Here is a 14,816-nt window from a genome sequence, read left to right on the forward strand (position 1 = left end):
GTGATTGGTCCTCGCGCTCAGGAGTTGTCGAGGCGTTCCCGCAACCACTCACGCAGATCGGGTCCGTACTCCGGGGTGTTGAGTGCGAAGTCAACCGCAGCCCGCAGGAATCCGGCGGGATTACCAAGATCGTGTCGCCCGCCGCGGTGGACCACGACGTGCACCGGGTGACCCTCGTTGATCAGCAGCGCGATGGCGTCGGTGAGCTGCAGCTCGCCGCCCGCGCCGGGCGTGATGCGCTTGAGCGCGTCGAAGATCGCCCGGTCGAGGAGGTAGCGCCCGGCGGCCGCGAACGTCGACGGGGCGTCCTCCGGCTTCGGCTTCTCGACCATGCCGACGACCTGCTTGACGTCGTCGTTGCCGGTGTCGCGGACGTCGAACACGCCGTAAGCGGAGATCTGCTCACGCGGGATGTCGAACGCCAGCAGGACGCTGCCGCCCTTCTCCTGGCGGACCTCCGCCATCTTCTTCAGGGCGCCGGTCGGCAGGATGATGTCGTCGGGCAGCAGCACCGCGACGGCCTCGTCCTCGCCGGTCAGGTTGCCCTCGGCACAACCGACGGCGTGGCCCAGGCCGAGTGCCTGCTCCTGGATCGCGGTCTCCGCCTTGATCAGCTTGGGAGCGCGCTGGATCTTCTCGACGAGGTCGGCCTTGCCGCGCGCGGCCAGCGTCTCCTCGAGTTCGGGGTTCGCGTCGAAGTAGTTCGCGACCGCCGCCTTGTCCGGCGACGTCACGATGACCAGCTTCTTCGCGCCTGCCTCGGCCGCCTCGCGCGCCACGTACTCGATGGCGGGGGTGTCGACGAGGGGCAGCAGTTCCTTCGGCACGGCTTTGGTGGTGGGGAGGAAACGGGTGCCCAGACCGGCCGCGGGCACGATAGCGGTGTGGAAGGCGCTGCTCATGGGCTGCGATGCTAACGACATACCGGGGGATACCCATCATGACGTCCGATCTTCGTGACCGTAAGGCCACGTTGCGTTCACGGTTGCTGGCCTCACGGCGCTCCCTGCCGGCCGAAGTGCGCGCCCTGGAAGCCGCCGCGCTGGCCGCGCACGTCGCCGCCCTGGACGTCACGCCTGATCAGACGGTGTGCGCGTTCCTGCCGGTCGGATCGGAGCCCGGAAACGCGTCGTGGCTCGACGGGCTGCGGTGCCGGGTGCTGCTCCCGATCGTGACGGGCGACTCGCCGCTGGACTGGGCGGTGCACGACGGCCCGTCCGCACTCGCGCCCGCCGGGTTCAAGCTGCTCGAACCCACCGGCCCCCGGCTCGGCGCCTCGGCGATCGCTGGAGCATCGCTGGTGCTCGTGCCCGCGTTGGCCGTGTCGGTGGACGGGGTGCGGATCGGGAAGGGGCAGGGCCACTACGATCGCTCGTTGCCGCTGGTCAACGCCCCGCTGATCGGCGTCGTGCGGGACAGCGAGGTGCTCGCCGAGGTGCCGGGCGAGCCTCATGACGTGAGGATGAACGGCGTGCTGACCCCCTCGGTGGGCCTCCGGTGGCTGTGACATTGACCTGGGGTGTTTGCGCTCCGGGAAGGTCCTGAGCGAAAATCGTGTTGGCACTCACAAAGGTCGAGTGCCAGAGCTAGGAGCAGACCCAGTGCCTACGTACCAGTACGCCTGCACCGCGTGTGAGCACCGGTTCGAGGCTGTGCAGTCGTTCAGCGACTCCTCCCTCACCGAGTGCCCCGAGTGCTCGGGCAAGCTGCGCAAGCTCTTCGGCGCCGTCGGCGTCGTCTTCAAGGGCAGCGGTTTCTACCGCACGGACAGCCGGTCGGGCTCGTCCACGAGCGCGGCCACCACGACGTCCTCAACGGATGCGAAGCCGGCCGAGAAGAAGTCGTCGGACACGAAGTCCTCATCGGACTCGAAGTCCTCGACGAGCGCTCCGGCGGCCGCCGCGTCCTGAAGATCGCGAGTTGTCCACAACTTGCGCTCAGCCCCGTCCACCCTGCCTCCGACCGCCCTACGGTCGGAGGCATGACCCTTTCCGCGACCGCCCTGGACCGAGTCCGCACCCTGTCCCGCCGCCGCCCTTCCGTTGCGTGGCGCCGTTTTCTGGCTCTGGGCCTGGCGCTGATGGCGGTGTCGACGTTCTTCTGGCCCGACGTGGGCCATCCGGCCGTGGTCGCGGCACGGGATCTACCGGCAGGCGTGTCGTTGTCCGCCGCCGACCTCCGGCTGGTCTCGTTGGCCTCACCCGTACCGGGGACCTTTCCCGATTCCACCGAACTGGTGGGCAGACCGCTGGCGTCCCCCACACGCGCAGGCGTCCCGTTGACGGACTTCGACCTAGCGAGCACCTCGGAGGAGCAGGCCTCAGTCGCCGTGCGGGTGGCTGACCAGGGCCTCGCCGAGGTGGTGCGGCTGGGCAGCCGGGTCGACGTCGTGTCGTCGTCCGGCGAGGTGCTCGCGGAGAACGCGGCGGTGCGCGAGACACGCGGCGAAGTCGTCGTGCTCACGTTGCCGAGACTTAATGCAACTCGTGTGGCCGCGATGTCACTGGATCATTCATTAGCCGTTACTCTCCGCTGATGCTGAAGGGATTCAAAGACTTTCTGATGCGTGGGAACGTCGTCGACCTGGCTGTGGCCGTGGTCATCGGCACGGCGTTCACCGCGATCGTCACCGCGTTCACCACGAGCCTCATCAAGCCGCTCATCTCCTCGCTCGGCAGCACCGAGACGAAGGGCCTCGGCATCCAACTGCGTGAAGGCAAGGAGGACACGTACCTCGACTTCAGCAACGTCATCAACGCCACGATCAACTTCGTGATCGTGGCCGCTGTCGTCTACTTCGTCCTGGTGCTGCCGATCCAGAAGATCCAGGAACGCCGCAAGAGGGGCGAGGAGGCCGGCCCGTCCGAGCCGACGAACGTCGAGTTGCTGATCGAGATCCGCGATCTGCTCGCCGCTCAGCAGCAGCCCACCACCACGGTGCAGAACACCGCACCGGACCGCCGCGGTCCCGCGATCTGATCTCCACCCGTCCCCGCCGAGACGAAGCGCGCAGCCGTCGCACCACCGCGCGCTTTGTCCTGGCCCTGCGGCCATGGCCGACGACGGTCCGAGCGGTTTCGCGACGCGGCTGTGTTGAACCACCTCGCGCTCCGGCGTCCAGCAAATACAGCCCACCCGTGGCGCGGCCGGGCTGTTGAGCCGCACCCGCGAAAGCCAAGATCCAGACAGGTCGGCGGACGCAAGCCGCACCGGTAGGGCCCGAAGGCCGAGCAGCGCTCACCACGGGTGCGTTGGCACAGCTCTACGTGAACACAGGCAGCCTCGCCGCGCCCCAGTCTTGAGGCCCCAACGGCGAAGCCGAAGGCCAAAGGACCGCGGCGACCTGGAGACCGGCCGCACGCTCAGACGTTCGGCAACATCAGCCCGGCGACGATGCGTCTGTCAGCCGACGGCAGAGCCCGAAGGCGACGTTCGCCACCACCGCGCTACCCGCCGTGGTGCGGCGGCAGGCGCGCCAGCACAACTCGCACGTCGAGCACCGGCAGAGCCCGAAGGCGACGGCACCCGCCCCACCCGCGTCAGCCGCCGTGGTGCGGCGGCCTGTTCTCGCGGTACCAGGCCTCGCGGTCGTCCGGGGAACCCCCGCCACCGCGCTCGTCCGACGTCGTCTCCGGGAGCACGTCGCCGAACACCTCGGCCAACCGGCGACGACGCGCTGCGGCGTCGTCGTCGGCCGGCTTCGGCGAATCACTCTTCGTCAAGACCGCTCAGCTGTTCGATCACGTAGGGCACCAGAGCCGACAGCGTCGCCATGCCGTCGCGGACCGCGGAGCGTGAGCCCGCGAGGTTCACGACGAGCGTGCTGCCGGAGACGCCGGCGAGGCCGCGCGAGATGCCCGCGTCGACCGCGCCCGCGGCCAGCCCGGACGCCCGGAGGGCCTCCGCGATGCCGTGGATCGGGCGGTCGAGCACGCCCTGCGTGGCGTCGGGTGTGACGTCTCGCGGGGACACGCCTGTGCCGCCCACCGTGACCACGAGGTCGACGCCACCGATGACGGCCGTGTTGAGAGCGGCCCGGATGTCGACCACCTCACCCTCGACCGCGACGGTGCCGTCGACGATGAAGCCCACTTCTTCCAGGAGTTCGGTGACGAGAGGCCCGGAGTTGTCGTCCTGCTCGCCGTGCGCCACCCGGTCGTCCACGATCACGACCAAAGCGCGGCCAAGGCGCTGCGCGCTGCGTTCCATACCGATCACCGTAGCGGGAGTCTGACTTCGAAGCGGCAGCCAGGACCGTGGTTCTGGACGCCGATCCGTCCGTGGTGCGCGTCGACGAGGCCTCGCGCGATGGAAAGACCCAGTCCGGCACCGGAGGGATTGCGTGCGGACGAGCCGCGGAATCCCACGTCGAAGACCTGTGGCAGCACGTCATCGGGTATGCCGCCGCACGCGTCGTCCACCCGCACCACCGCTTCGGGTCCGTCCACATCGACCTGGACGGCGACCGAGCCGCCCTCCGGTGTGTGGCGAATGGCGTTGGACACAAGGTTGCGCACGACACGCATCAGTTCCGGATCGGAGCCCTTCACGACCGGCCACGCGCGAGCATCGGCGCGCAGCTCGACGCCCTCGCGCGCGGCGACCGGGCGGGAGGCCGCGACCACGTCGCTGACCACGTCGGCCAGAGCCACGTCGTGCATCGGCAGGTTCAAGGCGCCCGCGGTGATCCGTGAGAGCTGGAACAGATCGTCCACCAGCTTCGAGAGGTGGTCGGCCTCCAGGGCGATCTGCTTGGCGTAGACGGCGACCTCACCCGGCTCGGAGACGACCCCGTCCTCCAGCGCCTCGGTCATCGCCCGGATGCCGGCCAGCGGCGTCCGCAGGTCGTGGCTGATCCACGCCACCAGCTGCCGCCGCGCCGCCTCGGCCTCGCGCTCCCACATGGTGCGCCGCGCGATCGCCCGGCCCAGCATGATCGAGAACGGCACCGTGACCACCCCGACCAGCACGCACGCCATGAGCGTGGCGTTGAGCATCGGCGTGAACATGAACCCGCTGACCACCAGCACGCCGGCGATGGTCGCCACCACCGGCACGATGACCATGACGGTCATCGCGGTGGTCAGGGAGACGCGGCTCAGTCGATCGAACACGGGTCATACCTGTAGCCGACGCCCCACACCGTGCTCAGCCGCCGGGGCTTCGCAGGGTCTTCCTCGATCTTCTCGCGCAACCGTCGCACGTGGACGGTCACGGTCGACTGGTCGCCGAACTGCCAGCCCCACACCCGTTCCAGCAGCTCCGCGCGCCCGAACGCCTTGCCCGCGTTGCCGATGAAGAACGCCAGCAGGTCGAACTCGCGGGTCGTGAGCTGCAACGGCTGCCCGTCGAGCGTCGCGGTGTGCGCGGCCACGTCCAGCACGAGGTTCCCGTCCCGCACCACCCGCGGCTCGTAGGCCCGATGCGCGCGCCGCAGCACCGACGAGACGCGCAACGCTAGCTCACGCGGGCTGAAGGGCTTCGTGACGTAGTCGTCCGCACCGATTTGAAGCCCGGCGATGCGGTCTTCCTCCTCGCCCAGCGCCGTCAGCATGACGACGGGTGTGCTGCCGCGTTCCCGGATGCGCCGGCACACCTCGAGCCCGTCGATGCCGGGCAACATCAGGTCCAGCACCACGATGTCCGGCTCGTTCGCGGCCACCAGCCGCAGCGCCTGCTCCCCGTCACCGGCGAGCTCGACCTCGTACCCGGCGTGTTCGAGGTAGCGGCGCACCACGTCGCGCACCGTCGTGTCGTCGTCGACGACCAGGACCCGTTCCACCACGTCACCACGCTAAGCCACGAACGCCGGCCCGGCCCGCATCTGTCACGAGGACGTAAGAAGAGGCCTCTGCCTGTGTGCGGGGCAGGTGCGCACAGCCAGAGGCCTCTCCGGGGTCGTCACGCTCGGTTTCCGGCGGGCGGCGGTTGCCGGAAACCGAGCGTCCCCCGACCTATCCCACCTCGACACCGTCGAGGGTGGCTTCCACCGTCCTGTTGTCGGACAGCGTGATCGTGACCTTGTCGCCGGGAGCCTTGGACCGCACGGCGGCCACCAGCGTGTCCGACTCGTCGATGCGGCGGTCACCGAACTTCGTGATCACGTCGCCGGCCTTGAGCCCGGCCTTCTCCGCGGCACCGCCGGAGGTGATCTCGGAGATGCGGGCGCCCTGCTCGGTCGACTCGACCTTCACGCCGAGCACGGTCTGCCTGGGCTTGCCGCTCTTCACGATCTCGTCGATCGTGCGGCGGGCCTGGTCCATCGGGATCGCGAAGCCGATGCCGACGGAACCGGCCTGGCCCTGGCCCTGGCTGGGGCTGTAGATCGCGGAGTTGATGCCGACGACCTGGCCCTGCATGTTGACGAGGGGGCCGCCCGAGTTGCCGGGGTTGATCGCGGCGTCGGTCTGGATGGCGTTGAGGACGGTCGCCTGCGAGGTGCGGTCGCCTCCCGCGGAGACCGGGCGGTTCACCGAGCTGACGATGCCGGAGGTGACGGTGCCGGACAGTTCGAACGGCGAGCCGATCGCGACGACGGCCTGGCCGGTCCTCATGTCGCCGGAGTTGCCGAGCTGCACGACCGGGAGGTTCGAGACGCCGTCGGCCTGGATGACGGCGATGTCGGAGCTCGGGTCACGGCCGAGGATCTTGGCGGACGCCGTCCTGCCGTCCTGGAAGACGACCTTGATCTCGCCGCCGGAGGCAGCGCCCTCGATGACGTGGTTGTTCGTCACGATCTGGCCGTTGCCGGAGATGATGAACCCGGAGCCCTCGCCGGAGCCGGACCGCGTCGTGACCTGGATCTGGACGACGGACGGCAGCAGCCGGTTCGCCACGTCCTCGACCGAACCCGCGGGTGCGTTCGAGGTCTGCGAGGCCGGGCGGGGCGTGTCTAGGGAACTGACGGACGACGAGTCGTTCGCGAAGTTGTAGCCCAGATAGCCGCCGAGGCCACCGGAGAGCCCGCCCACGAGCAGCACGAGTGCCGCGACGCCCGCCACGACCTTCCCGCGGCCCTTGGACTGCGGTGGGACGGGCGGCGGCTGGTAGCCGGGCGGGAGGTAGTACTGACCCGTCTGAGGACCCGTGTGCGGACCGGGCTGCGGTCCGCCGAAGGGGCCCGGTTCCGCGCCGAACTGCGCGGTCGTGGCGCCGAGGCCGAGCGGGTGAGGTTGGCCGGACCCTGATGGAGGAAGCTGCTGGCCGGGTCCGGGCCCGCCGAGCTGCGTCTGGCCCGCGCCAGGTGAGGGCACCTGCGGCTGGGCCGAAGTGAAAGAGGCGGGCACGTCGCCCAGGCCGGCAGGAGCGTGAGTAGCCCCAGCCTGGCCGGATCCCCCCTGCAAAGGATCCGGCTGGCCGGGATCCGGCAGCGACGGGCCCTGCTCCCGTGCGCCGGAGTCTGTCTGACCGGCGCTCGCCGGGACGGAGTTGGACTCTTCCGGCTGCGGCGCTGGCTTGTTGCTCTCGGTCATGGGCACAGTCTCTCGGCTCGTCCTGAGAGAACCCTTAGACCAGCCTGGGAGCTAGTTGTGTGTTCCCCGGAGCCGCTCGGCGATCTGCTCGGGCGTCACGTCGTTGATCCACACGGCCTCACCGGACTCCGAGCCCGCGAGGTACTTGAGCTTGTCCTTCGTCCTGAGCACCGAGAAGACCTGCAGGTGCAGCCACATCTCGTCGCGGCCCGCGTTGACCGGCGCCTGGTGCCAGGCCGCGATGTAGGGCAGCGGGCGGTCGTAGAGCGCGTCCAGCCGGTGCAGCACCTTCAGGTAGAGCGACGCGAAGTCGTCACGCTCCACAGAGGACAGTGCGGCGATGTCCGGTACCTGGCGCCGTGGCGCCAGCACGACCTCGACCGGCCAGCGGGCGGCGGCGGGCACGAAGGCGACCCAGTGCGGGGATTCGTCGATCACGCGCGCGCCCGCGCGTAGTTCTGCCTCCAGCACGTCGCCGAACAACGGGCGCCCGTGCTCGGCGTAGTAGTCCAGAGCCGCGTTGAGCATGCGTTCGGTACGAGGTGTCACGAACGGGTAGGCGTAGATCTGGCCGTGCGGGTGCGAGAGCGTCACGCCGATCTCTTCGCCGCGGTTCTCGAACGGGAAGACCTGCTCGACCCCTGGCAACGTTGACAAGTAGGCGACGCGGTCCGCCCAGGCGTCCACGACGGTGCGCACGCGTGACTCGGAGAGCTCGCCGAACGACTTGTTGTGGTCCGACGTGAAGCACACGACCTCGCACCGCCCGCGGCCCGGTGCGCGCGCGAACAGCGGTTCACCATCCACAGTGGACTCCACGTCCGGCACGTTCTGCGCCAGCGAGGGGAACCTGTTCTCGAACACCACGACGTCGTAGTCGGCCTCGGGGACCTCCGTGGGCCGGCCCGGCGTCGACGGGCACAGCGGGCACAGGTCCGCCGGCGGCTTGTACGTGCGCGTCTGGCGATGAGCCGCCATGGCGACCCACTCGCGGGTCAACGGGTCCAGCCGGACTTCGGACATCGGCTGGGTCTCGGGGAGGTCCCGGGTGTCCACCGCGACTCGCGGTGGCGCCTCAGCGCTGTCGTCGAAGTAGATGATCTCCCGGCCGTCCGCCAGCTTCCCCGCGGTACGCCTCACGCCAACTCCTCGTCACTTCCCGGTACATGAGCCAACACCAACTCGCCGACCTGCTCGGACAGGATCGCCCGTGCGTCGTCCGGCAAACCCTCGTCCGTCACCAGGACGTGTGCCTCGTCGAGGTCCGCGATCGTGGAAATGCCGACCGTGCCCCACTTCTCGTGGTCCGCGACCACGACGACGCGTCCTGCCGCGTCGACGAGCGCGCGGTCCGTCTCGCTCTCGTTGAGGTTCGGGGTCGTGAAGCCGGAGCGCTCGGCCATGCCGTGCACGCCCAGGAACACCACGTCCAGGTGCAGCGATCGCAACGCCTGGACGGCCACGGGGCCTACCAGCGCGTCGGACGGCGTGCGCACGCCGCCGGTCAGCACGACCGTGCGGTCGGTGCGCCCGCTCTGCTGCAGCACGTCCGCGACGCGGATGGAGTTCGTGACGACGGTCAGGTCCGGGATGTCGTCCAGGAACCGCGCCAACGTCCACGTCGTCGTGCCGGCGGACAGGCCGATGGCGGTGCCGGGGCGCACGAGGCCCGCGGCCGCGGCCGCGATCGCCTCCTTCTCGGGCAGCTGCCGCACCGACTTGGCCTCGAAACCGGGCTCGTCGGTCGAGCGCCCGACGACGGACGTCGCGCCGCCGTAGACCTTCTCCACCAGGCCGCGTGCGGCGAGCACGTCGAGGTCGCGGCGCACGGTCATGTCCGAGACGCCGAGCCGCACGACGAGGTCGCTGACGCGCACCGCTCCCGTACGACGGACCTCTTCGATGATTACCGCCTGCCGCTGACGTGCCAGCACCTCACACCTCTTCCCTGAGGACGACTACGTCCCCGGCGCGCACGGTGAGGCGTCCGGAGACCTGCGTGCCGGACAACACGTCGACACCGGACGCCTCGATCTGCACGTCGGTGCCGGTGTGGTTGACGGCGAAGAGGAACGATACGTCGCCTTTGCGCCGCACGAGCTCGATCTCAGAAGGCGACACCGGCACGCCCGCACCGGAAAGCGCGTTTTCCACCGTTCGGCCGAGACCGCCCTCGTCGAGATCGCACGCCACGTACCAGGCGACACCGTTGCCGAACGCGTTGCGCGTCACCGCCGCGACGCCGGGCAGCGGCCCGTCGGCATAGGAGACAACGGTGTCAGCGGTGCGCGTGTGCAGGTGCTCCGTCCACAACGAGGCGGTCGAGCCGTCGGTCAGCGAGACCGTCTCGTCCTCGCGCAGCGGGTAGAACTCCTCGGACCACACGCCCAGCACGTCGCGGAACGCGCCGGGGTATCCGCCCAGTCGCACTCGCGTGTACTGGTCGGCCACACCGGACAGGTACGTGACCACGACGTGTCCGCCGCCCGCCACGTAGTCGGCGATCACGGCCGCGTGCGCGTCGGACACCGCGTAGAACGCCGGCACGATCACCAGCGAGTACTTCGAGAGGTTCGTGCCCGGTGCCACGAAGTCGACGGTGACACCGGCCTGCCAGAGCGCCTTGTAGTAGCCGAGGACGTGCTGCCAGTAGTCGAAGTCGTTGGTCGGGTGGGCCTCCTGGCGCAGCGCCCAGCCGGACTGGAAGTCGAACAGGACCGCGACGGAGGCGTCCACAGTGGAGCCCACGACGCCGGCGAGCTTCGCGTACTCGGCGCCGACCTCGCAGACCTCCCGGTACACCTTGGTGTCCGTGCCGGCGTGCGGGACCATCGCCGAGTGGTAGCGCTCGCTGCCACCGCGCGACTGCCGCCACTGGAAGAACAACGTGCCGTCCGCGCCGCGCGCGATGTTCTGGAACGAGTGCCGCCGCTGCTCCCCCGGCAGCTTGGCGATGTTGCGCCGCTGCCAGTTCACCGCCGACGTCGAGTTCTCCATCAGCAGCCACGGCTTGCCGCCGGCGAGGCCGCGCACGAGGTCCGCGGACATCGCGAGCTCGATGTGCCGGTCCGGCGACTGGGCCTCGGTGTAGTGGTCGTTCGAGACGAAGTCGACCTCGCGGGCCCACTTCCAGTAGTCGAGGTCGCCGAACGTCCAGTTGACCATGAAGTTCGTGGTGACCGGCACGCCGGGCGTGATCATGCGCAGCACGTCGCGCTCGGCCTTGTACAGCTCGAGGATCGCGTCGTCGGAGAACCTGTCGTAGTCCAGCACGTGCGCCGGGTTCGAGAACGTCGGAGTCACGCGCGGCGGCAGGACCTGCGCGAAGTCGGTGTAGCCCTGGCTCCAGAACGCCGTGGACCACGCGTCGTTGAGCTGGTCGAGCGTGTAGCGGCTCGACAGCCACTCGCGGAACGACGCGGCGCACGTGTCGCAGTAGCAGCGCTTCACGTGGCACGCGTACTCGTTGCCGACGTGCCACGCGGCGAGCGCGGGGTGGTCGCGGTAGTGCGAGGCCATCTCGGCCGCGAGTGCGGTCGCCCGGTCGCGGTAGATGGGCGACGACGGGCAGTACGCCTGCCGTGAGCCGTGCGAGAGCCGCACGCCGTCCGCGCGGACGGGCAGCATCTCGGGGTACTCGGTGGTGAGCCACGGCGGGGGCGCGGCGGTCGCGGTCGCGAGGTCGACGCGGATGCCGCCGGCGTGCAGCAGGTCCATCACGCGGTCGAGCCACTCGAACCGGTACTCGCCCTTGCTGACCTCGATCTTCGCCCAGCTGAAGATGCCCAGGCTGACCATGGTCACCCCGGCGCGCCGCATGAGCTCGACGTCCTCGGCCCACACGTGTTCGGGCCACTGCTCGGGGTTGTAGTCAGCCCCCCAGCCGAGGCCGGGCAGGTCTGTGGGCCATGTCGTCACGAGCGCAAGCGTGGCCGACAACAACCCCCAACGTCAACACAAGCAAACACAACTTCGCGTTGGGGTCTGTTCGGCCTACGACCGGGACAAGTACCGGGAAATGACGCCGCACGCGGCTGTGCACTGGTTTAACAGCTCCGTAACGGGACTTGACAGGCTGTGTGCCTGGGACCACATTATGCGCAACTTTGTTGGAGTCCTGTTCGGTTCGCACGTGCGAGTGTCACCTGTAGGAGCGATGATGGTTCTGCACACGCCTGGTTCCACTCCGTTACCGCACTTCGGTCGGCGAACGATGCTGCGAGTCATGCTGGCCGGTGCGGGCGTCGCCGCTACCGGCGGTCTTCTCTCAGCGTGTGGCGGTGGTTCGGGCTCGGGCGGTGACTCGAAGGTCGTCACCTTCGGCAACAACCTGTCCGACCAGGTGCCGAAGGACGCGATCACGGCCGCGCTCAAGGGCTTCGAGGGTCAGTCCGGCGGCCTGTCGGTCACGATCAACACCAAGCAGCACGAGCAGTACCAGGAACAGATCAACAACTACCTGCAGGGCAAGCCGGACGACGTGCTCGCGTGGTTCGCCGGCTACCGCATGCGGTTCTTCGCGGACCAGGGCCTCACCGGCGACCTGAGCGACCTGTGGGGCAAGGTCGGGGGCAACTACTCCGACGCGCTCAAGCAGGCGTCGACGGGCTCGGACGGCAAGCAGTACTTCGTGCCGTTCACGCAGTACCCGTGGGGCATGTTCTACCGCAAGAGCGTGTGGCAGGAGCGCGGTTACGCGATCCCGAAGACGCTCGACGAGCTCGTCGCGCTCTCCACGAAGATGCAGTCCGACGGCCTGAACCCGATCGCCTTCGCGCAGAAGCAGGGCTGGCCGGCCATGGGCACGTTCGACCAGCTGAACTTCCGCACCAACGGCTACCAGTTCCACGTGGACCTGCTGGCGGGCAAGGAGGACTGGCAGGACAAGCGGGTCAAGGACGTGTTCGACACCTGGAAGCGGCTGCTGCCGTTCCACCAGGAGAACGCGCTCGGCCGCGAGTGGCAGGAAGCCGCGCAGTCGTTGCAGCAGAAGAAGTCCGGCATGTACCTGCTGGGCTCGTTCCTCGGCCAGCAGTTCCCGGACGCCGAGAAGGACGACCTCGACTTCTTCCCGTTCCCGGAGATCAACCCGGCGCACGGCACCGACACGGTCGAGGCGCCGATCGACGGCTACATGATGGCGAAGAAGCCCGGCAACTCCGAGGGCGCGCTCAAGCTGCTCGAGTACCTGTCGACGGCCGAGCCGCAGCTCACCTACCTGAAGTCCGACTCGTCCGTGGTCGCGACCAACCAGAAGGCGGACACCTCCGGCTACAACTCGCTGCAGAAGAAGGCGGCCGAGGTCATCAAGGGCGCCAAGCACATCACGCAGTTCCTCGACCGCGACACCGACCCGGCCTTCGCGAGCGAGGCGGCCACCAACGGTCTCATCGCGTTCATCAAGGACCCGAACAGCGTCGACTCCGTGCTCAAGGGCATGGCTGACCAGGCGAAGAACATCTTCAAGTGACCGCGTTGCAGGAGAAGCCGAAGGCGGTGACCCCCGACGGGTCGCCGCCTCGTCGGCGTGGAAAGCGTGCCACGGCCCTCGCCGGCACGGACAAGCTCGTGCTGGCGCTCATGCTCGGCATCCCCGCGTTCGTGCACCTGCTGTTCGTGTGGATCCCGGCGCTGGGCTCGGTCGCGTTGTCGTTCAGCAGGTGGAACGGCATCGGCGGCTTCGAGGACATCGAGTGGATCGGTGTCGGGAACTACGTCGAGATCTTCACCGAGTACCCGCGGTTCTGGCCGGCGGTGCAGCACAACCTGATCTGGTTGCTGTTCCTGCTGATCGTGCCGACCTCGGTGGGTCTGCTGCTCGCCGTGCTGCTGGACCGCGAACTCCGGTTCAGCCGGATCTACCAGTCGGCGCTGTACATGCCGATGGTGCTGTCGCTAGCGCTGGTCGGGTTCATCTGGCAGCTGATCTACACGCCGGACGGCGGACTGCTGAACTCGGTGCTGGGCCTCGACGAGCCGGTCGACTGGATCGGCGACTCGGACATCAACCTGTACGCGGTGATGGTCGCGGCGGCGTGGCGGCACACCGGCTACATCATGCTGCTGTACTTGGCGGGCCTGAAGTCGGTGGACCCGGCACTGAAGGAAGCCGCGTCACTCGACGGCGCCTCGGCCTCGCAGACGTTCTTCCGCGTCACCTTCCCGGTGATGAAACCGGTGAACATCGTGGTCGCCGTGGTGACGGTGATCGAGGCGCTGCGGGCGTTCGACATCGTGTACGTCATCAACAAGGGACGCAACGGCCTGGAGCTGCTGTCGGTGCTGGTGACCGACAACATCATCGGTGAGGCTTCGCGCATCGGCCGCGGTTCCGCGGTCGCGGTGATCCTCCTGACGATCTCGCTCGGCGTCATCATCCCGTACCTGTACCAGGTGTTCAGCAAGGAGAACCGGACGTGACGGCCACGCTGGAACGGCCTTCGGTGCCGGTGAAGAAGACCAGGCCGATCACGCCGGCCCGCATCGCGCTGCACGTCTTCCTCGTCCTGACGTGCCTGATGACGCTGGCACCTCTGCTGTGGGCGGTCTACGCGTCGCTGCGGACGTACGAGGACACGTCGGTCAACGGCTACTTCTCCATCGCGAAGTCGCTGACGTTCGAGAACTTCGCGAAGGCGTGGGAGATCGGCGACCTGCCGCACTTCTACTGGAACACGTTCCTGATCACCGTGCCGGCCCTGGTCATCACGCTGCTGCTGAGCTCCATGGTGGCGTTCGGGGTGTCGCGGTTCAGCTTCAAGTTCAACATCGCGCTGCTCATGCTGTTCACCGCGGGCAACCTGTTGCCGCAGCAGGTGATCGTGACGCCGCTGTGGAGGCTGTACCGGCTGATCGAGCTGCCGGCGTGGATGTCGGAGAGCGAGTCGCTGATCGACTCGCCGCTCGGCGTCATCCTGATCCACATCGCGTTCCAGATGGGCTTCTGCACGTTCGTGCTGTCGAACTACATGAAGACCATCCCGTACGAGCTGACCGAGGCCGCCAGGGTCGACGGGGCCTCGGTGTTCCGGCAGTACTGGCAGCTGACCCTGCCGCTGTGCCGGCCGGTGCTCGCCGCGCTGGCGACGCTGGAGTTCACCTGGATCTACAACGACTTCCTCTGGGCGTTGGTGCTGATCCAGGACGGCGACAAGATGCCGGTCACCTCGGCGTTGCAGAACCTGAAGGGCACGTTCTTCACCGACAACAACCTGATCGCGGCCGGCTCGCTGCTCGTGGCGCTGCCGACGCTGGTGGTGTTCTTCGTGCTGCAGCGGCAGTTCGTGGGCGGACTGACGCTGGGATCCACGAAGGGCTAGAGACGCACGGAAAAGGGGCGAGGAC

Annotated in this window: 16 protein-coding genes; 7 read left to right on the forward strand and 9 right to left on the reverse strand. The window is 68.4% G+C overall.

All coding sequences use genetic code 11. The features are described 5' to 3' along the window. Positions 1-17 precede the first annotated feature (17 nt). Positions 18-902 (reverse strand): UTP--glucose-1-phosphate uridylyltransferase, encoded by an 885-nt coding sequence (locus tag DFR72_RS15490; RefSeq protein ID WP_090065479.1) that lies wholly within the window; start codon positions 900-902, stop codon positions 18-20. A gap of 38 nt (positions 903-940) precedes the next feature. Between DFR72_RS15490 and DFR72_RS15495 the strand changes: the two genes are divergently transcribed. The 4 genes from DFR72_RS15495 (at position 941) to mscL (ending at position 2,979) form a co-directional block, all read left to right on the forward strand. Then, positions 941-1,507 (forward strand): 5-formyltetrahydrofolate cyclo-ligase, encoded by a 567-nt coding sequence (locus DFR72_RS15495; protein WP_090065478.1) that lies wholly within the window; start codon positions 941-943, stop codon positions 1,505-1,507. Between the two features lie 94 nt (positions 1,508-1,601). Then, positions 1,602-1,910 (forward strand): FmdB family zinc ribbon protein, encoded by a 309-nt coding sequence (locus DFR72_RS15500; protein WP_090065477.1) that lies wholly within the window; start codon positions 1,602-1,604, stop codon positions 1,908-1,910. Between the two features lie 71 nt (positions 1,911-1,981). Further along, on the forward strand, positions 1,982-2,536 hold the full coding sequence (locus tag DFR72_RS15505; protein ID WP_090065476.1) for an SAF domain-containing protein: 555 nt from the start codon (positions 1,982-1,984) through the stop codon (positions 2,534-2,536). Beyond that, complete coding sequence (mscL, locus tag DFR72_RS15510) at positions 2,536-2,979, forward strand: large-conductance mechanosensitive channel protein MscL (protein WP_090065475.1); 444 nt, start codon at positions 2,536-2,538, stop codon at positions 2,977-2,979. Before DFR72_RS15505 ends, mscL begins: the two co-directional genes overlap by 1 nt. A gap of 560 nt (positions 2,980-3,539) precedes the next feature. Here the strand turns inward: mscL and DFR72_RS15515 are convergent. The 8 genes from DFR72_RS15515 to DFR72_RS15550 form a co-directional block, all read right to left on the reverse strand. Next, positions 3,540-3,722: a hypothetical protein gene (locus DFR72_RS15515; RefSeq protein WP_090065474.1), complete on the reverse strand. Its 183-nt coding sequence runs from the start codon at positions 3,720-3,722 to the stop codon at positions 3,540-3,542. Beyond that, positions 3,709-4,209 (reverse strand): MogA/MoaB family molybdenum cofactor biosynthesis protein, encoded by a 501-nt coding sequence (locus tag DFR72_RS15520; RefSeq protein ID WP_089909148.1) that lies wholly within the window; start codon positions 4,207-4,209, stop codon positions 3,709-3,711. The genes DFR72_RS15515 and DFR72_RS15520 overlap by 14 nt, the downstream gene beginning before the upstream one ends. A gap of 5 nt (positions 4,210-4,214) precedes the next feature. Next, complete coding sequence (locus tag DFR72_RS15525; protein WP_090065818.1) at positions 4,215-5,075, reverse strand: sensor histidine kinase; 861 nt, start codon at positions 5,073-5,075, stop codon at positions 4,215-4,217. Between the two features lie 23 nt (positions 5,076-5,098). Continuing rightward, on the reverse strand, positions 5,099-5,785 hold the full coding sequence (locus tag DFR72_RS15530) for a response regulator transcription factor (protein ID WP_211335435.1): 687 nt from the start codon (positions 5,783-5,785) through the stop codon (positions 5,099-5,101). Positions 5,786-5,954: 169 nt separating this feature from the next. Next, the gene (locus DFR72_RS15535) at positions 5,955-7,472 is read right to left on the reverse strand and encodes a trypsin-like peptidase domain-containing protein (RefSeq protein ID WP_090065473.1); all 1,518 of its coding nucleotides are present in this window, start codon (positions 7,470-7,472) and stop codon (positions 5,955-5,957) included. Between the two features lie 51 nt (positions 7,473-7,523). After that, positions 7,524-8,612: a galactose-1-phosphate uridylyltransferase gene (gene galT, locus DFR72_RS15540; protein ID WP_090065472.1), complete on the reverse strand. Its 1,089-nt coding sequence runs from the start codon at positions 8,610-8,612 to the stop codon at positions 7,524-7,526. Next, the gene (locus DFR72_RS15545) at positions 8,609-9,406 is read right to left on the reverse strand and encodes a DeoR/GlpR family DNA-binding transcription regulator (protein ID WP_090065471.1); all 798 of its coding nucleotides are present in this window, start codon (positions 9,404-9,406) and stop codon (positions 8,609-8,611) included. Before DFR72_RS15545 ends, galT begins: the two co-directional genes overlap by 4 nt. Position 9,407: 1 nt before the next feature. Next, positions 9,408-11,390, reverse strand: coding sequence for a beta-galactosidase (locus DFR72_RS15550; protein ID WP_090065470.1), 1,983 nt, complete (start codon positions 11,388-11,390; stop codon positions 9,408-9,410). Between the two features lie 295 nt (positions 11,391-11,685). Between DFR72_RS15550 and DFR72_RS15555 the strand changes: the two genes are divergently transcribed. From DFR72_RS15555 to DFR72_RS15565, 3 genes are read left to right on the forward strand one after another with little or no spacing between them, the layout of a single operon-like run. Continuing rightward, entirely contained in the window at positions 11,686-12,942 is a 1,257-nt protein-coding gene (locus DFR72_RS15555) for an ABC transporter substrate-binding protein (RefSeq protein ID WP_245982996.1), read from the forward strand. Beyond that, positions 12,939-13,892 carry a carbohydrate ABC transporter permease gene (locus DFR72_RS15560; RefSeq protein WP_090065469.1) on the forward strand — a complete coding sequence of 318 codons (954 nt, stop codon included), beginning with the start codon at positions 12,939-12,941 and terminating at the stop codon, positions 13,890-13,892. Before DFR72_RS15555 ends, DFR72_RS15560 begins: the two co-directional genes overlap by 4 nt. After that, complete coding sequence (locus tag DFR72_RS15565) at positions 13,889-14,791, forward strand: carbohydrate ABC transporter permease (protein ID WP_245982998.1); 903 nt, start codon at positions 13,889-13,891, stop codon at positions 14,789-14,791. The genes DFR72_RS15560 and DFR72_RS15565 overlap by 4 nt, the downstream gene beginning before the upstream one ends. Positions 14,792-14,816: the final 25 nt, after the last annotated feature.

It is taken from the genome of Lentzea flaviverrucosa (genome assembly GCF_003350445.1).
Taxonomy (GTDB): Bacteria; Actinomycetota; Actinomycetes; order Mycobacteriales; family Pseudonocardiaceae; genus Lentzea; species Lentzea californiensis.